This window comes from Novosphingobium sp. FW305-C-111 (assembly GCF_058783565.1).
In genome coordinates this window covers 51647-70832 of the sequence record NZ_JBYSYP010000011.1, presented here as the reverse complement: position 1 = coordinate 70832, position 19186 = coordinate 51647, and the positions used below count along the sequence as shown (strand labels likewise).

Below are 19186 nucleotides of genomic sequence, written 5' to 3'. Positions count from 1 at the left end.
CCATGACCGCGCACGATCCCAAGGTCGCGGAGAGGAACAACGAAAACGAAGGCCACTCCAGGCACTTCGAGGAAATCGGGTACTACGAGAAGCGGAAAGGGGTGTTCCCCCGGAAGGTCGACGGACGCTTCCGCCGCTTCAAGTGGGCCTGGATGGCGCTGACCCTTGCCATCTATTACGCGACCCCGTGGATCCGCTGGGACCGCGGGCCCTATGCCCCGAACCAGGCGGTGCTGGTCGATCTCGCCCACCGCCGGTTCTACATGTTCGACATCGAGATCTGGCCGCACGAGTTCTATTTCGTCGCCGGCCTGCTGATCATGGCGGGCGTCGGCCTGTTCCTGATCACCAGCGCGGTCGGCCGGGCGTGGTGCGGCTATTCCTGCCCGCAGACTGTGTGGACGGACCTGTTCCAGCACGTCGACCGTCTGATCGACGGTGACCGCAACGCCCAGATCCGCCTCCAGAACGCAGCCTGGGGACCGGCCAAGATCGCCCGGCGGGCGTTCAAGTGGTCGATCTACCTCGCGATCTCGTTCTGGACCGGCGGCGCGTGGATCATGTACTTCGCCGACGCCCCGACCCTGACCCGGGAATTCTGGACGGGCGAGGCCGCCGGGGTCGCCTATGCCACCGTCGCGGTGCTGACCGGCACGACTTTCTGGCTCGGCGGGTTCATGCGCGAGCAGGTCTGCATCTACATGTGCCCGTGGCCGCGCATTCAGACCGCGATGCTCGACGAGAAGTCGCTCACCGTCACCTACAAGGAATGGCGCGGGGAGCCGCGCGGTTCGGTCAAAGCGGCCGAAAAGGCCAAGGCCGCGGGCCAGCCGCTCGGCGACTGCATCGATTGCCTGCAGTGCGTCGCGGTCTGCCCGACCGGCATCGACATCCGCGAGGGGCCGCAGATCGGCTGCATCACCTGCGCGCTGTGCATCGATGCCTGCGACAAGGCGATGGCCGACGTCGGCCGCCCGCGCGGGCTGATCGACTACGTCACGCTGGAGGACGCGGCGATCGAGAAGGCCGGGGGCACTGCCAGGCCGGTACTGAAGACCATCTTCCGTCCGCGCACCCTGATCTACTTCGGGGTCTGGGCGGCGATCGGCGTGGCGCTGCTGTTCGCGCTCGGCACCCGCACCCGCATGGACCTGTCGGTCGCGCGCGACCGCAACCCCGAATACGTGCTGCTCTCCGACGGCTCGGTCCGCAACGGCTACACCCTCAAGCTCCGCAACATGGAAGCGCGCCCGCGCGAGATGGAGCTGGCGCTCGAAGGGCTGCCGAATGCGGCGCTCTTTACCGACGAAATGGAGGCCAAGGACGCGGTGCGGACGATGCGGGTCACCGTCCCGGCCGACACGACCCTGCCCCTGCGCGTCTATGTCGTCGCCGGACCGGGCGCGAAGGAAGCCGAGTTCGCGATGACACTCAAGGCCACTGATGCCGAAGGCGGCGCCGACCGGGGCGAGACCAAGTTCGAAACCGCCGAGGGAGACGAGTGATGGCGAGCAAGACGGTCCGTCCGTTCACCGGGCGACATGCCACCGCGATCATCGTGTCGTTCTTCGCGGTGGTCATCGCGGTCAACGTCCTGATGGCGCGCCTCGCGGTCTCGACGTTCGGCGGGATCGTGGTCGAAAACTCCTACGTCGCCAGCCAGCACTACAACACCTGGCTCGACGAGGCTGCGAAGGAGAAGGCGCTCGGCTGGCAGGCCGGGATCGACCGAGAGGGCGGCGATGCAGTGGTCACCCTCGCCGATGCCGCCAACCGGCCGATCACCGGTGCGAACGTCTCGATCGACGCAGTCCACCCGCTCGGCCGTGTGCCCGACCATGGCCTGGCAGTGCGCGAGATCGCGCCCGGCCGCTATGCCGCGCCGCTCGTCGCAGGGCGCTGGCGGCTGCGGATCGCGGTGCGCGCGGAGGGGCACACCTGGCGCACCGTGGGCGACCTCCAGTGAGCGCGCCGGTCCGCATCGACGCCGAGCTCCACCATGCGCTGCTGGCCGTGCCGGGGATGCACTGTGCCGGCTGCATGGCCAAGGTCGAACGCGGGCTCGGCGCAGTGCCGGGCGTCGCCTCGGCCCGCTCCAACCTGACCGCGCGTACGGTCGAGGTGATCCACGACGGCTCGCTCGCCATGCCCGATCTCGTCGCGGCGCTGGCCGGCGCCGGGTTCGAAGCGCAGCCGCGCGAGATCGTCAGCGAACAGCCCTCTGCGGTGAAGCCGCTGCTCGCGCCGCTGGCGGTCGCGGCCTTCGCCTGCATGAACGTGATGCTGCTCTCGGTCAGCGTCTGGTCGGGTGCGGACGGGACGACGCGCGACCTGTTCCACTGGCTCTCGGCGCTCATCGGGATCCCGGCGATCCTTTATGCCGGCAAGCCGTTCTTCACCTCGGCGTGGAGCGCGCTCAGGCGCGGGCGGACCAACATGGACGTGCCGATCTCGATCGGCGTCACGCTGGCGACCGCGCTGTCGTTCTATGAAACCCTGACCCACGGCGAGGAAGCGTGGTTCGACGGCACCCTGATGCTGCTGCTGTTCCTCCTCGCGGGCCGCGTGCTCGACGCGATGATGCGCGACCGCGCGCGGGCCGGGGTTGATGCACTGCTGCGCCAGGCGGCGACCGGCGCGATGGTGGTCGAGGACGGCGAGACCCGCTGGACCGAAGCGCGCGCACTGCTGCCCGGCATGGTCATGCGCATCGCGACGGGCGAGCGGCTCGCCGCCGACGGGGTGGTGGTCAAGGGCCAGAGCCGCTTCGACAATTCGCTCCTGACCGGCGAGAGCGAGCCGGTTGCGGGCGGGGAGGGGACGCCGGTCCTCGCCGGAACGCTCAACGTGTCCGCGCCGGTCGACGTCCGCGTAACAGCGACCGGGCAGGACACCGCGCTCGCCGAGATCGCCCGGCTGATGGAGGCGGCGGGACAGTCGCGCTCGGCCTATGTCCGCATCGCCGACCGTGCCTCGCGGCTTTATGCGCCGGCGGTGCATACCCTCGCGGCGCTGAGCTTTGCCGGGTGGATGATCGCGGGCGCGGGCGTGTACAAGGCGCTGGTCATCGCCATCGCGGTGCTGATCATCACCTGCCCCTGCGCGCTCGGCCTGGCCGTGCCGGTGGCGCAGGTGGTGGCTGCGGGGGCGCTGATGAAGCGCGGGATCCTCGTCAAGGACGGCTCGGCGCTCGAACGGCTTGCCGGCATCGACCGCGCGCTGCTCGACAAGACCGGCACGCTCACCCTCGGCCGCCCGACGCCCGACGAGGCCGCGCTGGACGGCCTCGCCCGCGACGAGGCGGAGATCGCACTGGCGCTTGCCAGCCACAGCCGCCACCCGATCTCGCTCGGCCTCGCCCGTGCGCTATCGGCTCGCGGGGTGCGCGCCGCCGCGCTCGACAGCGTGGAAGAGCGCATCGGCTGGGGGCTCGTCGGCGAATGGCATGGACTGCCTGTGTCGCTCGGCCGACCCAAGTATTCGACCGGAACCGCGGTGGCGCTGACCGTGCCGGGCCGGCCGATCCGCCTGATCGGATTCGCCGACCGCCTCCGCCCTCAGGCGCGCGAGGCGATCGACCAGTTGAAGGGTCTCCAGATCGGCTGCTCGATCCTCTCCGGCGACACCGTCACCTCGGTCGGCGTGATCGCCCGCGAGACCGGGCTGACCGCGCAGGCCGGTGCGACTCCGTCGGACAAGCAGGAATCGATCAACCGCCTGCGCCGGGTCGGCTGGCGGGTCATGATGGTCGGTGACGGGCTCAACGACGGACCCGCGCTCGCCGCCGCCGACGCCTCGATGGCCCCCGGCAGCGCGAGCGACGTCGGCCGGCAGGCGGCGGACCTCGTGTTCACGGGAGAATCGCTGATCGCCCTGCCGGTGGCGGTGCGCGCGGCGCGGCGGACGATGAACGTCGTGCGCCAGAACTTCGCACTCGCCATCGGTTACAACCTGCTGGCGGTGCCCCTGGCCATCGCCGGGATGGTCACCCCCCTGATTGCCGCCGCCGCCATGTCGACCAGCTCGCTGATCGTCATCGCCAACTCCTTGCGCCTCGCGAGGGCCGCGAAATGAGAACCCTGAATTTCGCGCGTCATTGCGAGGCTGCAGGCCGAAGCAATCAAGAGCCATCCGCTTCAGCCGCTGGATTGCCGCGGGGCTTCGCCCCTCGCAATGACGGCCAGGGGGAAGGGCCGGGCCGATGACCAGCATCGCCTTCCTCATCCCGATCGCGCTCGGCATGGGCCTGCTCGGCCTCGCGGCGTTCTTCTGGGCGCTGCGCAAGGGCCAGTTCGCCGATCTCGACGGTGCCGCCGCGCGCATCCTGATCGACGACGAGGAGCCGGAGCAGTGATCGGCGCGCGGGCCTTATTCGCTGCGCTGGCGCTGGTGCAGCTGGCCGCGCCAGTCCCTGTGGCCGCTTCGAGGGTGGTCATGGTCCCCGGATGCGGTTCCGGGAGGCAATCGATCCCGCTCGATATCCCCATGCGTGACAAGGATAATTCGCCTTGCTGCGGGAAATTGTGCCACGTCAATGATCGCAAGCGGAACTCCGGCCAGTGCTGCGGACCGGAGGATGACCGCGATGACCCCTGAACGTTTCGGCGGCTGGAATTACTGGCCCGACCTGCTCGCCACGCCGGTCCCGCGCTATACCAGCTATCCCACCGCGGCCGAGTTCGAGGATGGTGCGCTTGCCGACCGGCAGGCCTCGGCGCTGCGCGAATTGCGCGGCACGGCCTCGCTCTACCTGCACATCCCGTTCTGTGAGAAGATCTGCTGGTACTGCGGCTGCAACACCGGCGCGGCCAACCGCACGCACCGCCTTGCCGCCTATCTCGACGCGCTGCACAGCGAGATCGAGCTGGTCAGCCGCGAGCTCGACCCTTCGGTCCGCGTGACCCGCATCGCGTTCGGTGGCGGCAGCCCCAACGCGATCCAGCCGACCGACTTCGTCCGGCTGGTCGACGCGCTGACCCTGCATTTCCGGCTCGAGCAGCCGGTGGTTTCGATCGAGCTCGACCCGCGCTCGCTTACCGCGCCGTGGTTTACGGTGATCCGCGGCATTGGCATCATCAAGGCGAGCCTCGGCGTGCAGACGCTCGACCCGGCGGTGCAGGCGGCGATCGGGCGGGTCCAGCCGCTTGGCCTCATCGAAAGCGCGGTGGCGGGGCTGCGCAAGGCCGGCGTCAACTCGGTCAACTTCGACCTGATGTACGGCCTCCCTGGCCAGAACGACGCGGTGCTGGCGGAAACGCTGGAGCGGGCGGTGGAGATGGCACCCGACCGGATTGCCCTGTTCGGCTATGCCCACGTCCCCCACATGATCCCGCGCCAGCAGAAGATCGACGCCAGCCACCTGCCCGACCAGCGGGACCGGTTCCGCATGGCGGCGCAAGGGCAGGCGTTCCTGACCGGGAAGGGCTATGAAAGCGTCGGCTTCGATCACTTCGCGCTCCCCGGCGACGATCTTGCCCGCGTCACCCGCGAGGGGCGGCTGCGGCGCAACTTCCAGGGCTTCACCGACGATCAGAGCCCGGCGCTGATCGGCCTCGGCGCGTCGTCGATCAGCGAGTTTCCCGGGGTCTACATCCAGAACGAGAAGAACGCCGGGCGCTACCGGATGCTTGTCGCCAGCGGCAGGATGCCGGGGCGCCGCGGCGTGGAGCGCACCGCCGAGGACCGCCGCCGCGGCGCGGTGATCGAGGCCTTGCTGTGCCGGGGCACGGTGCGCCTCGACGACGACCTGATCGCGCTCGCCCGCCCGCGCCTCGCCCCGTTCGTGGAGCGCGGGCTGGTCGCGGTGGACGGGGCCTCGCTGTCGCTGCTGCCGGGATCGGAGCCCTATCACCGCACCGTGGCGGCGATTTTCGACACCTATCGATCGGGCGAGAAGAGGTTCAGCTCGGCGGTCTGAAGCCCGACGAATAGCTATTCCCCGTGCCCGCTTCGCAGGTGCAATATCAGCTGAACCGCGTTACCCTCGCCGCCACGCAGCGCCCGGGGGAGACGACTCATGAAGCCCATCGAACAGATCATGCGCACCGCGCCCGTCATCCCGGTGCTGGTGATCGAGGACGCGGCCCACGCCGTGCCGATCGCGCGGGCGCTGGTGAAGGGCGGCCTGCGGGTTCTCGAAGTCACCCTGCGCACCCCCGCCGCGCTCGACGTGATCCGCGCCATGAAGACCGTCGAGGGTGCAATCGTCGGAGCGGGCACCGTCACCAATCCTGACGAACTCGCCGCCGCGATCGACGCGGGGAGCGAGTTCATTGTCTCGCCCGGCCTGACCGAGCGGCTAGGCAAGGCCGCGATCGAGAGCGGCGTGCCGTTCCTCCCCGGCACCGCCAGCGCCGCCGACATCATGCGCGGGCTCGACCTGGGCTTGTCGCACTTCAAGTTCTTCCCGGCCTCGACCTCGGGCGGGTTGCCGGCCCTGAAGGCGCTCGCCGCGCCGTTCTACCAGTGCCGCTTCTGCCCGACCGGCGGAATCAGCCTCGCCACTGCGCCCGAATGGCTGGGCTTCGATCCGGTGCTCTGCGTCGGCGGCAGCTGGGTTGTCCCCAAGGGCGCTCCCGATGAGCCGGCGATCGAATCGGCGGCTCGCGAAGCCGCGGGGCTCGCCCGGTGAAGTCGGTCGCGGACCTTCGCGCGCGGCTGCAGAAGCTTCACGCCCGCACCGCCGAAACCCCGCTGTTCAACCCGGTCTTCCAGCTCAGCCACGACCTCTCGCGCGAGATCGAGCGCGGCTCGCTCGATCTCGACGCGGTCGAGGCGCTGGTTGCGGATCTTGAATGCGGCTCGCTGCGAAGCCGCGCGGCGCGCCTCCACCGCCTGCTCAGCCCGACCGACCCGGGCGAGAACCTCGGCCTCATCGACGGCCTGCTCGACGAGGAGGACGGCTTCACCCAGTTCCGCGCGCGGTGGGAGCGCCCGCTGATGCATGCGGTGTTCACCGCGCACCCCACCTTCCTGCTCAACGGCGCGCAGTCCGACCTCGTCGCGGCCGCCGCCGCGAGCGGCGACCCCGATGACGTCGCGGTCTGCGGCGCGGCTCCGGGGCACGGCAAGATCACGCTCGAATTCGAGCACGACGAAGTCTCGAACGCTATCACCCGCGCTGCCGCCGCGCGCGACCGGATCGTCGGCCGCCTGCTCGCCCACGCCCGCCAGCGCTGGCCGGGCCGGTGGCACGACTTTCGCCCGCTGCCGTTCCGCTTCGCCACCTGGGTCGGCTACGACATGGACGGGCGGACCGACATCGGCTGGACCACCAGCATCTCGTTCCGCTTGCGCGAAAAGGCGATGCGGCTGGGCCAGTACGCCGCCTCGCTCCGGCTGATCGACGCAGACCATGAACTCGTCGCGGTGCTGGAAGCCGCACAGGTCCATGCCGCGGAAATGGCCGCGCTGTTCGCCGCGCCGCTGGACCATCCCGAAGAGCTGGCCGCCGCGGCCAACTCCCTCACCGCCGATCACCCCGCCAAGCTGCTCAGCCTCGCACCGCTGGTCGCCCGGCTCGAAGACGAATCGCGCGGCGGCGACGGCGACCGCTGCATCGCGCTGGCGACGCTCGCCGCGGCCATGCGCGCGGACGGGCTGGGGCTCGGCTGGATCCACTTCCGGGTCAACGCCTCGCAGCTCCACAACGCGCTGCGCCGGCGGATCGACCCCGACGGGACGATGGATCTCGGCAGCAAGGGCGCGCTTTCCAAGCTGCGTGAGCTGCTCGCCGAGGTGAAGCCGCTCCGGGTCAACTTCGCCGCGCTGGCGATCGAGACCTCGACCGCGCTGCGCCAGTTCCTGGCGATGGCGCAGATCCTCCACCACGTCGACGGCGACGCCCCGATCCGGATGCTGATCGCCGAATGCGAGCAGCCGCAGACGGTGCTGGCCGCGCTCTATTTTGCCAAGCTGTTCGGGATCGAAGGCAAAGTCGACGTCTCGCCGCTGTTCGAGACAGAAACCGCGCTCGAGCATGGCGGGCGGTTCCTGCAGGCCCTGCTCGCCGAGCCGGCCTATCGTGACTACGCGCGGCTGCGCGGGCGGGTGGCGATCCAGACGGGCTTTTCCGACGCCGGTCGGTTCATCGGCCAGCTTCCCGCCGCGCTCGCGATCGAGCGGCTGCAGGGTCGGCTGGTCGATGCGATGAAGGCGAACGGCCTGACCGATGTCGCCGCGCTGGTGTTCGATACGCATGGCGAGTCGATGGGCCGCGGTGCGCACCCCGCCGGGTTCGCCGACCGCCTGACCTGGCCGCTCAGCCAGTGGGCCCGCGCCCGCTTTGCTGCGGCGGGCATCGCGCTGGAACCCGAAGCGAGCTTCCAGGGCGGCGACGGCTACCTGTTCTTCCGCAACGAGGCGCTGGCGCTTGCGACGCTGACCCGCATCGCCGAAGCGGAGATGGCGTTCGCAGGGCAGGGCGCATCCGACCCGTTCTATGACCGCACTGACCTCAGCCTCGATTTCTACCGCTCGATCCGTCGGGTCCAGCGCGAATTCCTCGAAAGCCAGACCTACAGCCGCGCGGTGACCGCGTTCGGGCTCGGCATGCTGACCCAGACCGGCAGCCGCGTCTCGCGCCGCCAGTCGGACCTCGGCGCCGACCGGACGATGAGCCTGCGTGCAATCCGCGCGATCCCGCACAACGCGATCCTCCAGCAGCTCGGCTATCCGGTCAACGTGATCGCCGGGGCCGGGACGGCGGCGGGCGAGGAGACCGAGGCGATCGCCGACCTGCTCGCCGCCTCGCCGCGCGGCGGCCAGCTGGTGCGGCTGCTGCGCGCCGCCAACGGCCTGGCCTCGATCAAGAACGTCGCCGCCTATGGCGAACTGTTCAACTCCGCCTACTGGGCCAGCCGGCCCTATCGCGGGACCGAGGCGAGCCTCGAGACCGGTTGCCTCGGGCTTGCCGAATACCTGACCAAGGACGACCGCACCGGCGTGTTCCGACGGCTCGCCTCGCGCCTCCGGGTCGACTGGATGAAGCTCCACCGCGTGCTGGCGCGGGTGCCCGGTGCTGGCCGCGACGCCGCGCTGGACGACGAACGCCGCCAGATCGGCCTGCTCCAGGCCCTGCGGCTGGCGCTGCTGATGCACATGTTCCTGCGCGCGGTGCAGGTCCCGCCGTTCGCGCGCTCGAACGACGTCAGCCGCGACGACGTGCTGGAGATGGTCCTGTCGCTCAGGGTCGACGATGCGCTCGAGCAGCTCCGCCGCGCCTATCCCGTGGTCGAACCCGAAATCGGCGACTTCGCGGTGTCGGAGCCGACCGATTACCCCGACGAAAACGGCGAGGACTATGGCGCGATCCGCGCCCGGTTCATCGACCCGATCGAACGGGCCCACGCGCTCAACCTGCGCATCGCCGTGGCCATCGCCAACCACTTCGGCGCGCATGGGTAGTTAACGCCCGCCCCGTAATCGGGCGGACTTGCCAGGAGGCCGGAATCAAAACCGGCCCGTGCCAGGGAGAGTCCCGCGAAAGGCTCCTGCCGCCGTCCGGCGGCGCTGCGCCTTGGGGGGACGAATGGAAAACTACGATTTCCTGGTGATCGGCAGCGGCCCGGCCGGGCGGCGCGCGGCGGTGCAGGCGGCCAAGCTCGGTCATTCGGTGCTGGTCGTCGAAGGCCGCCGCAGAGTCGGCGGGGTCTCGGTCCACACCGGCACCATTCCGTCGAAGACCCTGCGCGAGACCGCGCTGAACCTGTCCGGATGGCGGGAGCGGGGGTTCTACGGCAACTCCTACCGGGTCAAGAAGGAGATCTGCGGCGACGACCTCGGCAACCGGCTGGGCAAGACGCTGGAACACGAGGTCGCGGTGCTCGAACACCAGTTCCAGCGCAACATGATCCGCACCGTGAGCGGCACGGCGCGCTTCACCGGTCCGCACGAGGTCGCCATCGCCGGGGCCGACGGCAGCGAACTGGCGGTGCGCGGCGAGCGGGTGCTGGTCGCGGTCGGTACCCAGCCCTTCCGGCCCGACACCATTCCGTTCGACGGCGAGCGCGTGCTCGACAGCGACGATTTCATCGAGACCCCGCGCGTTCCCCGCAGCCTGACCGTGGTCGGCGCCGGCGTCATCGGCATCGAATATGCGACGATCTTCTCGGCGATGGACGTCCCGGTGACGCTGATCGAAAGCCGCAACACGATCCTCGATTTCATCGACCGCGAGATCATCGATGAGTTCATCCACGAACTGCGCGACCGGGGGATGATCGTCCGGCTCGGCGCGGAGGTGGAGAAGGTCGAGCGCAGCGGCAACTGGATAACCACCACGCTCGCCGACGGGCGGCAGGTGCGCACCGAGGCGCTGCTCTATGCCGCCGGTCGCAAGGGCGCGACCGACCAGCTGGGGCTGGAGGCCTGCGGGCTGGCGGTCGACAATCGCGGGCGGCTCCAGGTCGATCCGCAGACGTTCCAGACCGCGGTGCCGCACATATATGCCGCGGGCGACGTGATCGGCTTCCCCAGCCTCGCCTCGACCTCGATGGAGCAGGGCCGGATCGCCGCTTGCCACGCCTTCGGCCTGCCGCTGCCGCCCGCGCCGCAGTTCTTCCCCTATGGCATCTACGCGGTGCCGGAGATCTCGACCGTCGGGCTCAACGAGGAAGAAGTGAAGGCGAGGCGGATCCCCTACGAGGTCGGCATCGCCCGCTTCCGCGAAACCTCGCGCGGGCACATCATGGGGCTCAATTCTGGGATGATGAAAATGCTGTTCTCGCTGAAGACGCGGCGGCTGCTCGGCGTCCACATCGCCGGCGAGGGCGCGACCGAGCTTATCCACATCGGGCAGGCGGTGCTGAACCTCAAGGGGACGCTCGATTACTTCATCGAGAACACGTTCAATTACCCGACGCTGGCCGAAGCCTACAAGATCGCGGCGCTGGATGCGTGGAACCGGATGCCGAGGTGACCTAGAGGTCATTGGCCGGAAAGTATCCGAGACCTGCCCTCATCCGAAGTCATGCTGAACTTGTTTCAGCATCCCCCTTCGGTTTGCCCATCTGCGAGGATTGGTTCACCACGGGCGACGCTTCGCCCCGGTACGCCGCTTCGGCACGGGGCGAGAGCGGACCCTGAAACGAGTTCAGGGTGACGATGCTCCTGTCCATTCAGTGGTGTCCTACACATACCCCCGGCCGACCTTCACCGGCCGCGCCGGTTCGCTGAACATCGCGCCGGCCGACAGCCGGCTGCCGCGCACAACCAGCAGGATGGTGTCGCCGGCCTCGATCTTGAGGTCTTCGCCGGGGTGCTCGATCGACTGGCCGCCCGCGCGATCGACCTGGACGACGAAGAACGCCCCGTTGGCCCGCCGCTCGGCCTCGCCGACCGTCTCGCCGGTCAGCGCGCCGTGTTCGACCGCGGTCACGACTTCCAGGTCTAAGCCGAATTCGTGGAGTCCCCGCTTCATGTCGGTCATCCGGGCCGAGCTGGTCATCACCGTGCTGGTGCGGGGATAGAGGATCAGCTCGACGATCCGTTCGGCGCCGATGTGGGTGGGGAGGACGACCTTGTCGGCCCCGGCGTGGAACAGCTTGCTCTCCGTGGTCGGCGCTTCGCCGCGGGCGATGATCTCGATGCTCGGCTGGAGGTTGCGGGCCGAGAGCGTGATGAAGACGTTCGCGGCGTCATCGGGCAGCACGGTCGCGAGAACCGCGGCGCGGTCGATCCCGACCTGCTTGAGCGTCTGCTCGTCGGTCGCGTCGGCAACCACGGCGAGGTGGCCGTGGCCGCGGGCTTCCTCGGCCTTGGCAGGGTCGCGCTCGACGATCACGAAGCCGCGGCGCGCGTCGTGGAGGGCCTTGGCCAGTTGCACCCCGATGCGGCCGTAGCCGCAGACGATGACGTGGCCGGAGAGTTTGTCGATTTCGGTCATGATGCGGTCGAGCCCCAGCAGGCGGCGGAACTGATAGAGGGTGAATACCTGCACCAGAGCGCCGGTGAGCACGATCATGCTAGTGCAGCCAAGCACGATCGTCGCGGTGGTGAGGATGCGCAAATAATTGGTGTCGATCGGGCGAACCTCGCCGTACCCGACCGAAAAGATCGTCAGCAGCACCATGTAGGCGGCATCACCCCAAGGCCAGCCGGCGCGGTGATAGCCGATGGTGGCGCCGACGAAGATCGCCGCGACGACCGCGAGCGTGCTGCCGAGCAGCCGCACCGGCGAGCCAAGCACCCGGTTCGCATCGCGCGAAAATGCTGACGGTCCCTCGTCCAAACCCAGCGATCCCGTGTCCAAGCCCGGGCGGAGCCTAGGCCGGGGCGGGCGGGCAAGTCCAGTGCGAGCGACTTGCAGGTAACATCGTCCCGGACCTGATCCGGGACCGCTGGCGGCCTTGCGCAAGATTGCCAGCGGTCCCGGGTCGAGCCCGGGACGACGCGGGATCAGACCGCTGCGAGCGCCTGTTCGAAATCGGCGATCAGGTCGTCGGCATCCTCGATGCCGATCGAGATGCGGACCAGGTTGTCGGTGATCCCCAGCCGCGCCTTGCGCTCGTCGGGCACGGACAGGTGCGTCATCGACGCCGGGTGGCTGGCCAGCGTCTCGGTCCCGCCGAGGCTCACCGCGAGCTTGGCGATGCGCAGTGCGTCGAGGAAGCGGAAGCTCTCCGCCTCGCCGCCCCTGATGAACAGCGAGAAGGTGCTGCCCGCACCGGTGCAATGGCGGTCGAAGATGTCCTGCTGGTGCGGATCGGCGATCACGCCAAGGTAGCCCAGCCCCTCGACCTTGGGGTGCTTCGCCAGCCACGCGCAGACCTTGGCCGCGTTCTCGCCCGAGCGGGTCATGCGCAGTTCCAGCGTCTCCAGGCTGCGCAGGAGCATCCACGACGTATTGGGGTCGAGGATAGTGCCCATCGTGTTGCGGAGCATGCGGATCGGGTCCATCCACCGCTTCGCGCCGGACAGGCCGCCTGCGACGAGGTCGGAATGGCCGCCGGCATACTTGGTCAGCGAATAGACCACGACGTCCGCGCCGTGATCCAGCGGGCGCTGCCACAGCGGTCCGAGGAAGGTGTTGTCGATGGCGATCGGCGGAGCGTCGGTGCCGAATGCAGCATCGCGCGCGGCGCTCACCGCCTCGATGTCGACCAGCGCGTTGGTCGGATTGGCCGGGCTTTCGAGGTAGATCATCGCCACCTTGCCGCCCTGGGTCTTTGCCATGTCGGCGGCGCGGGCGAGGACGGCGTCGAGTTCCTCGCGGGTCGCCCCGGCGGGAAAGTCGAGATAGGTCACCCCGAAACGCGACAGGGTCTTGGCGATGAACGTTTCCGTTGCGGCGTAGAGGGGCCCGGAATGGACGATCACGTCGTTCCGGTCGCACAGCGCCAGCAGCAGCGTGGCGATGGCCGACATGCCGGACGAGAACACCAGCGACTCTTCCGCCCCGTCCCACACCGCGAGCCGGTCTTCGAGGATTTCCTGGTTCGGGCCGTTGAAGCGCGAATAGACGAGGCCGTCGGTCCCGCCAGGGCGCTTGCCGGTGATGCCTTCGAAATGGCGCTTGCCCGCCGCCGCGCTTTCGAACGCGAAGGTGCTGGTCAGGAAGATCGGCGGCTTCAGCGCGCCTTCGGACAAGTGCGGGTCATAGCCGTGGCCCATCATCAGGGTGCTGGGCTTGATCTGGCGGCCATTGATGTCGGCCGGGCGGCGATTGCGGCGAGGGGTGTCGGTCATGGTTGCAGTTGTAACCAGTTTGCGCAGCGCTGGCGAGAGCGCCCGACGGTTCAAGCTGCGGGCGGTGGATAAGTTCCGCTCAGAGCCGCCCCAGCGCGACCACGCTCCACACCACGGCCACGATCAGCACTGCGCCCGCGACGTCGAGCAGGAACCCGGCTTTCAGCACTTTGGGCATCGCGATGTGGCCGGTGCCCCACGCGATGGCGTTCGGTCCGGTCCCGGCCGGCAGCATGAACCCCCAGCTCGCGGCGAACGCGGCGGGCAGCGCCAGCAGCAGCGGGTCTGCGCCGAGCGCCGCGCACAGGGCCGCGACCACCGGCATGATCCCGCTCGCAGCGGCGATGTTGCTGGCGAACTCGGTGACGAGGATGACGAACCCGACCAGCACCAGCGCAACGATCGGCAGCGGCACGTTGGCCAGCGGCAACATTTCCTGGCCCAGCCAGTTGGCAAGCCCGCTTTCGCTCATGCCCATGGCGAGCGACAGGCCGCCGCCGAACATCAGCACAACGTCCCACGGTGCGCGGTTGGCTTCCTTCCACACCAGCATCGGCCGCCCGGTGCCGTCGGGGATCAGGAACAGCGAGAGGCCGGCGATCGCCGCGATCGTCCCGTCGGTGAGCCCGCCCTTGGGAAACAGCGGCTCGGTCAGCGGCAGTGTCACCCAGGCGAGCACGGCAAAGACGAAGACCGGCACCAGCCGCCGCTCGGGCACCGTCCAGGCGACCGAGTGCTCGATCGCGCGGCGGGCGGCGGCGGGGTCGAAGCTGTCGTGGCGCAGGTCATGGACCTTGCCGACGATCCACGCGGTCAGCGGCACGCCGATCAGGACCAGCGGCAGGCCGAACATCGACCATTCGACGAAGCTGATCTTCACCCCCAGCGTGCGGTCGAGCAGGGCCACGGCGATGGCGTTGGTCGGGGTTCCGACGATCGTCCCGAAGCCGCCCAGCGTCGCGGCGAAGGCCACGCCCATCGGCAGCGCGCCGGCCATGCCCTTCGTCTCGCCCTCGGCCACCCCGCCCGAGGCGAGGATGGCCAGCGCCATCGGCATCATGATCAGCGCGGTCGAGGTGTTGGAGATCATCGTCGAAATCAGCGCGGTCGCGCCCATCACCGCCAGCAACAGCTTCCACGCGCTGCCTCCCGCGCGGCTGAGCATCGCCAGCGCCAGCCGCCGGTGCAGCCCGGTCCGCTCGATGGCGAGGGCAAGAAAAGCGCCGCCCACGAACAGGAACATCGTCGGTGAATAATACGCGCCGGCGGTCTTGTTGGCGTCGGCCACCCCGGTCAGCGGCAGGATGATGAACGGCAGCAGCGCGGTGGCCGACAGCGGCATTGCCTCGCTCATCCACCACACCGCCATCCACCAGACGAGGCCCGCGGTGGTCCACGCCTGCGGCGGCATCCCGCCGGGCGCGGCGATCAGCAGGGTCAGGAGGAACCCGAGCGGTCCCGCCGCCAGCGCAATCCTGCGAACGTCCAACCCCGTGCCCCCCAGCAATACCGCACCGTGCCGGTCGAAGCGCCGCACTTCGCTCACGATCGCACGTTGCGACCCGAATGGAGGAAGATCGCGCGTTCGACAAGGTCAGGACACGGGGCGTGTTGCCAGTGGACCTGTCCCCACGACTCGAAAAAGGCGCGCTCCCATGGGAAGCGCGCCCTTGCGTGATCGAGCCTTGTGCCGGTCCTTACTTGGGCGCGAGCACCATCAGCATCTGGCGGCCTTCCATGCGCGGGAAGGCTTCAACCTTGGCGATTTCGGCGACGTCGTCCTGGACCTTGCGCAGCAGGTTCATGCCCAGCTGCTGGTGCGACAGCTCGCGCCCGCGGAAGCGCAGGGTCAGCTTGACCTTGTCGCCCTCGCCGAGGAACTTCACGACGTTGCGCATCTTGGTGTCATAATCGTGGTCGTCGATGTTCGGACGCATTTTGATCTCCTTGATCTCCTGCGTCTTCTGCGACTTGCGCTGCAAGTTGGCCTTCTTCTGCGCCTCGTAGCGGTACTTGCCGACATCGAGGAACTTGCAGACCGGCGGATCGGCGTTGGGGGAGACCTCGACCAGGTCAAGGCCGACGTCGGCCGCCTGTTCGATCGCCTCGCGGGTGTACATGACGCCGATATTCTCGCCGTTTTCGTCGATCACGCGGACCTTGGGGACGGTGATCATCTGATTGTAACGGGGCCCGCTTTTGACGGGGGGCGTCATCATGCGCCGGGGTGGGGGGGCTATAGTGCTATCTCCTGTAGGTGGCCGCTCTCGTGCGAATCCCGGGCCTCTTATCCAGAATCGGCCGCGGGATAAAGGGATTCCCGCGCATCACGCACCAAGGGCCGCCTCCACGAGGGAGACGGCCCGGTGACGAATACGTAAGTCGTTGAAGGACTAGCGGTCCTGCTGGCTTGCGCCGTTTTCGCCGTCCATGCCACCGGACGACTGGTCGCCCTTGCCGTCCTGCTGGCGACGGGCATCGTCCTGCTGGTTCTGCTGGCCCTGACCGCCGCCCTGGCCACCCTGCTGACCGCCCTGCTGGCGGCGCGCATCGTCCTGCTGCTGCTGGCCCTGACCGGATTGCCCGCCCTGCTGGTTCTGCTGGTTCTGCTGGCCCTGGCCGCCCTGGTTGTCGTTCTGCTGGGTCATGATGACATCTCTCCTGCGTGTCGCCGTCATGGCGTACCCGGAAAGAACGAGCAGCGAAGTGGCGCGGTTCCGTGAAAACCCTGTAATTTCAATCGGCTCGGCGCGTTTTCGGCGGCGACTGGCTCAGGCCGCGGCACGCCACAGCGGGAAGCGCGCGAGCCGGTCCGCGGCGGGCACCAGCGCATCGATCCCGCTCGCCGGCTGGAGCGCGGCCAGGATCGCGGGATCGCCCGCGTCCATTCCCCCGGTGAGCGCGCCGAACGCGGGCAGGATCATCCGCCCGCCGCCCCGTCCGTCGTCCGCCGCGACGAGACAGGGCCGCGCGATCGCCCGCCCGCGCACCGACAGGCGCAGCTTGGGATGGTAGTGGCCGGAAAGCTCGGGCGCGGTCTCGCCCTTCTTTGCCCGGTGACGCAGGATCAGCCCGCCGGTCAGCAATTCCTCGACCGGCGTGCCGCCCTCGGTTCCCTTGAGTTCGGCATCGTGGTTGCCGGTGATCCACACCCAGTCGGTCGCCCGGGTCAGCGCCGCCAGCATTCCCGCCGCGTGTGGCTCCAGTCGCTGCGCCCCGGCACTGTCGTGGAAGTTGTCGCCCAGGCAGAACACCCGCCGCGCGCCCGTTTCGCGGATCGCCAGCGCCACCCGCTCCAGCGTCTCGCGGCTGTCGTAAGGCGGGAGCATCTGCCCGTGGCGGGCAAAGAAGCTGGCCTTTTCAAGGTGCAGGTCGGCCACCAGCAGGGCGTTCTCCTTCGCCCAGAACAGGGCCCGGGACGCGCCGATGCGGAATTCCTGTCCTGCGAACGAAAAGGGAACCATGGCTGCTCCCTAGACGCGGGCACGGGGATTTGGCAAGCGCGCGATGATCTCTCCTCCCGCGTGCGGGAGGGGGCGGGAGTGGGCCTGTCAGGGCCGCCGCTTCCGGTAACAGGCCCACCCCTAGCCCCTCCCGCAAGCGGGAGGGGGATGAAGGCAGACATGACCGACTGGACCCAAGCCACCGCCCGCGCCCGCACCTGGTTCGAGATCCTGCGCGACCGCATCTGCGCCGAGTTCGAGGCGATCGAGCGCGAGGCCGGCAGCGACGCCAGCTTCACCTACACCCCGTGGAACCGGGATGCCGAGAACGGCGCCGAAGATGGCGGGGGCGGCGTGCAGGGGCTGATGAAGGGCAAGGTCTTCGAAAAGGTCGGGGTCAACGTCTCGACCGTCGGCGGCGCGTTCAGCCCTGAGTTCGCGAAATCGATCAACGGCGCCGACGAACAGAACCCCGGCTTCACCGCCACCGGGATCAGCCTCGTCGCGCACATGGCGAATCCGCACGTCCCGGCAGTTCACATGAACACCCGCTTCCTCACGACGCAGAAAGCGTGGTTTGGCGGCGGCGGCGACCTCAACCCGCCGCTCCCTTATGAAGAGGACACCGCCGAGTTCCACGCCGAGTTCAAGGCCGCCTGCGACCGCCACGATCCGGCGTATTACCCGCGCTTCAAGGCATGGGCCGACGAATACTTCTACATCCCCCACCGCAAGGTCCATCGCGGGGTCGGCGGGATCTTCTATGACCACCTCGAATGCGGCGACGAGGCGGGCTTCGAAGCCAATTTCGCCTTCACCCGCGACGTCGGCGAGGCGTTCCTCGCGGTTTATCCCCGGCTGGTGCGGCGGCGGATGGGGATGGACTTCACGCCCGCGGACAAGCTCCAGCAGCTCCAGTGGCGCGGCCGCTATGCCGAATTCAACCTCGTCTACGACCGCGGCACGCTGTTCGGGCTCAAGACCGGCGGCAACATCGACGCGATCCTGATGAGCCTGCCGCCCGAAGCGGTCTGGAGCTGATCACTCGTCCGGATCGATCACGTCGGTCTTGGCGCGCTGGTTTTCCTTCGAGCACTGGCTCATCACGTCGAGCAGCGAGTGGCCGACCGGCTGGTACTTGCGCCCGTGCAGCGCCTCGATGTCGGCCTTGCGGCGTTCGAGGTAGTATTCCCGCGCGGTGTTGTAGGGGTTCGAGCTTTCGCGTTGCTTTTTCAGCTCGCAGTCGAGCTGGATGCGGTCGTCGAGCGACTTGATCGTGCCTGATCCGAAGACCCAGATCGGATCGGTGAACGGCTTGCCCACCGCCAGCGGCAGCAGCGAGCGGTCGACGCCGAAGCCGAACAGGTCGCGCACCGTGGTCGGGCCGATCAGCGGGAGGAACAGGTACGGCCCCGGACCGACGCCGTAATAGCCGAGCGTGTTGGCGAAGCCGTTCTCGCGGTAGGGCAGGCGGAACGGCTTGTTCTTGGCGACGTCGACCAGCCCCGCCACGCCCACGGTCGAGTTGACCGCAAACCGGCCGAGCGTTTCCGCGGCCTTGCCCGGCTTTCCCTGAAGCAGGAAGTTCACGAACACCACCGGCTCGGTCAGGTTGCGCAGGAAATTGCGCAGGCCCGACCGCACCGGGCTTGGCAATGCGTGCTTGTAGCCCATCGCCAGCGGCGCGACGATTGCGTCATCGACCTTCTGGACAACCTCGAACGAGGCCTGGTTGACGGCTTGCGCCGGGTCGCTCTTGGGCTGGTCGACCTCGCCGGTGACGACGATCTGGTCCTTGCCGTTCGCCGCGGGCGGCGGGGCCGGGATCGCGGCGGCAGCGGGAGCGGGAGCGGGCGGGGGGGCATCCTGCGGAGCCGCGCTGTCGATCGGCGGAAGGACGATCACCGGCTGGCCGACCGGTTGCGCTTCGGCCTGTGCGGTCACCGGTGGCGGAGCGGTTGGTGGCTCCGGCGCTTGCGGGACATCTGCCGCGGCGAGCGACAGGGCCGCACTCAGGACCGGAACGAACACGCTGATCTCCCTTTCGTTTTCACGAC

At 68.8% G+C, this 19186-nt stretch carries 16 protein-coding genes; 9 read left to right on the top strand and 7 right to left on the bottom strand.

Annotated elements, in window-relative coordinates:
- Positions 1–2: 2 nt before the first annotated feature.
- From ccoG to sthA, 8 genes are all read left to right on the top strand, one after another.
- Positions 3–1505, top strand: a complete 1503-nt coding sequence (ccoG, locus tag AC3WLD_RS13405; RefSeq protein WP_492557470.1) for a cytochrome c oxidase accessory protein CcoG — start codon at positions 3–5, stop codon at positions 1503–1505.
- A complete protein-coding gene (locus AC3WLD_RS13400) occupies positions 1505–1966 on the top strand; it encodes a FixH family protein (RefSeq protein ID WP_492557469.1) in 462 nt (153 codons plus the stop codon). The genes ccoG and AC3WLD_RS13400 overlap by 1 nt, the downstream gene beginning before the upstream one ends.
- Positions 1963–4074, top strand: coding sequence for a heavy metal translocating P-type ATPase (locus AC3WLD_RS13395; RefSeq protein ID WP_492557468.1), 2112 nt, complete (start codon positions 1963–1965; stop codon positions 4072–4074). Before AC3WLD_RS13400 ends, AC3WLD_RS13395 begins: the two co-directional genes overlap by 4 nt.
- A 127-nt stretch (positions 4075–4201) precedes the next feature.
- Positions 4202–4354: a cbb3-type cytochrome oxidase assembly protein CcoS gene (gene ccoS / locus AC3WLD_RS13390; RefSeq protein WP_492557467.1), complete on the top strand. Its 153-nt coding sequence runs from the start codon at positions 4202–4204 to the stop codon at positions 4352–4354.
- A 231-nt stretch (positions 4355–4585) separates the two neighbouring features.
- A complete protein-coding gene (hemN, locus tag AC3WLD_RS13385) occupies positions 4586–5917 on the top strand; it encodes an oxygen-independent coproporphyrinogen III oxidase (protein ID WP_492557466.1) in 1332 nt (443 codons plus the stop codon).
- Between the two features lie 99 nt (positions 5918–6016).
- Positions 6017–6631 (top strand): bifunctional 4-hydroxy-2-oxoglutarate aldolase/2-dehydro-3-deoxy-phosphogluconate aldolase, encoded by a 615-nt coding sequence (gene eda / locus AC3WLD_RS13380; protein WP_492557465.1) that lies wholly within the window; start codon positions 6017–6019, stop codon positions 6629–6631.
- Entirely contained in the window at positions 6628–9405 is a 2778-nt protein-coding gene (locus tag AC3WLD_RS13375) for a phosphoenolpyruvate carboxylase (RefSeq protein WP_492557464.1), read from the top strand. The genes eda and AC3WLD_RS13375 overlap by 4 nt, the downstream gene beginning before the upstream one ends.
- 124 nt (positions 9406–9529) lie before the next feature.
- The gene (sthA, locus tag AC3WLD_RS13370) at positions 9530–10918 is read left to right on the top strand and encodes a Si-specific NAD(P)(+) transhydrogenase (protein ID WP_492557463.1); all 1389 of its coding nucleotides are present in this window, start codon (positions 9530–9532) and stop codon (positions 10916–10918) included.
- Positions 10919–11128: 210 nt separating this feature from the next.
- Here sthA and AC3WLD_RS13365 read toward each other — a convergent pair whose 3' ends face one another.
- The 6 genes from AC3WLD_RS13365 to pdeM all read right to left on the bottom strand — a co-directional run bounded on the left by AC3WLD_RS13365 (position 11129) and on the right by pdeM (position 17150).
- Complete coding sequence (locus AC3WLD_RS13365; protein WP_492557462.1) at positions 11129–12250, bottom strand: potassium channel family protein; 1122 nt, start codon at positions 12248–12250, stop codon at positions 11129–11131.
- Positions 12251–12396: 146 nt separating this feature from the next.
- Positions 12397–13686 (bottom strand): cystathionine gamma-synthase family protein, encoded by a 1290-nt coding sequence (locus tag AC3WLD_RS13360; protein ID WP_492557461.1) that lies wholly within the window; start codon positions 13684–13686, stop codon positions 12397–12399.
- 79 nt (positions 13687–13765) lie between these two features.
- On the bottom strand, positions 13766–15223 hold the full coding sequence (locus AC3WLD_RS13355) for an SLC13 family permease (protein ID WP_492557541.1): 1458 nt from the start codon (positions 15221–15223) through the stop codon (positions 13766–13768).
- A gap of 160 nt (positions 15224–15383) precedes the next feature.
- Positions 15384–15905: a translation initiation factor IF-3 gene (infC, locus tag AC3WLD_RS13350; protein WP_492557460.1), complete on the bottom strand. Its 522-nt coding sequence runs from the start codon at positions 15903–15905 to the stop codon at positions 15384–15386.
- Positions 15906–16079: 174 nt separating this feature from the next.
- On the bottom strand, positions 16080–16334 hold the full coding sequence (locus AC3WLD_RS13345) for a hypothetical protein (protein WP_492557459.1): 255 nt from the start codon (positions 16332–16334) through the stop codon (positions 16080–16082).
- Positions 16335–16457: 123 nt separating this feature from the next.
- Positions 16458–17150, bottom strand: a complete 693-nt coding sequence (gene pdeM / locus AC3WLD_RS13340) for a ligase-associated DNA damage response endonuclease PdeM (protein ID WP_492557458.1) — start codon at positions 17148–17150, stop codon at positions 16458–16460.
- Positions 17151–17309: 159 nt separating this feature from the next.
- On the opposite strand from pdeM, the gene hemF reads away from it, so the two are divergent.
- Positions 17310–18170 carry an oxygen-dependent coproporphyrinogen oxidase gene (gene hemF / locus AC3WLD_RS13335; RefSeq protein ID WP_492557457.1) on the top strand — a complete coding sequence of 287 codons (861 nt, stop codon included), beginning with the start codon at positions 17310–17312 and terminating at the stop codon, positions 18168–18170.
- Here hemF and AC3WLD_RS13330 read toward each other — a convergent pair whose 3' ends face one another.
- Positions 18171–19160: an MlaA family lipoprotein gene (locus tag AC3WLD_RS13330; RefSeq protein ID WP_492557456.1), complete on the bottom strand. Its 990-nt coding sequence runs from the start codon at positions 19158–19160 to the stop codon at positions 18171–18173.
- Between the last annotated feature and the right edge of the window lie 26 nt (positions 19161–19186).

What these genes read in the sequence shown, in the direction of transcription:
- hemF (WP_492557457.1), top strand. Translation starts at nt 17,310, where the DNA reads ATGACCGACTGGACCCAAGCCACCGCCCGCGCCCGCACCTGGTTCGAG.
- infC (WP_492557460.1), bottom strand. Translation starts at nt 15,905, where the DNA reads ATGATGACGCCCCCCGTCAAAAGCGGGCCCCGTTACAATCAGATGATC.
- AC3WLD_RS13400 (WP_492557469.1), top strand. Translation starts at nt 1,505, where the DNA reads ATGGCGAGCAAGACGGTCCGTCCGTTCACCGGGCGACATGCCACCGCG.
- AC3WLD_RS13345 (WP_492557459.1), bottom strand. Translation starts at nt 16,334, where the DNA reads ATGACCCAGCAGAACGACAACCAGGGCGGCCAGGGCCAGCAGAACCAG.
- eda (WP_492557465.1), top strand. Translation starts at nt 6,017, where the DNA reads ATGAAGCCCATCGAACAGATCATGCGCACCGCGCCCGTCATCCCGGTG.
- AC3WLD_RS13360 (WP_492557461.1), bottom strand. Translation starts at nt 13,686, where the DNA reads ATGACCGACACCCCTCGCCGCAATCGCCGCCCGGCCGACATCAATGGC.
- pdeM (WP_492557458.1), bottom strand. Translation starts at nt 17,150, where the DNA reads ATGGTTCCCTTTTCGTTCGCAGGACAGGAATTCCGCATCGGCGCGTCC.
- ccoG (WP_492557470.1), top strand. Translation starts at nt 3, where the DNA reads ATGACCGCGCACGATCCCAAGGTCGCGGAGAGGAACAACGAAAACGAA.
- ccoS (WP_492557467.1), top strand. Translation starts at nt 4,202, where the DNA reads ATGACCAGCATCGCCTTCCTCATCCCGATCGCGCTCGGCATGGGCCTG.
- hemN (WP_492557466.1), top strand. Translation starts at nt 4,586, where the DNA reads ATGACCCCTGAACGTTTCGGCGGCTGGAATTACTGGCCCGACCTGCTC.
- sthA (WP_492557463.1), top strand. Translation starts at nt 9,530, where the DNA reads ATGGAAAACTACGATTTCCTGGTGATCGGCAGCGGCCCGGCCGGGCGG.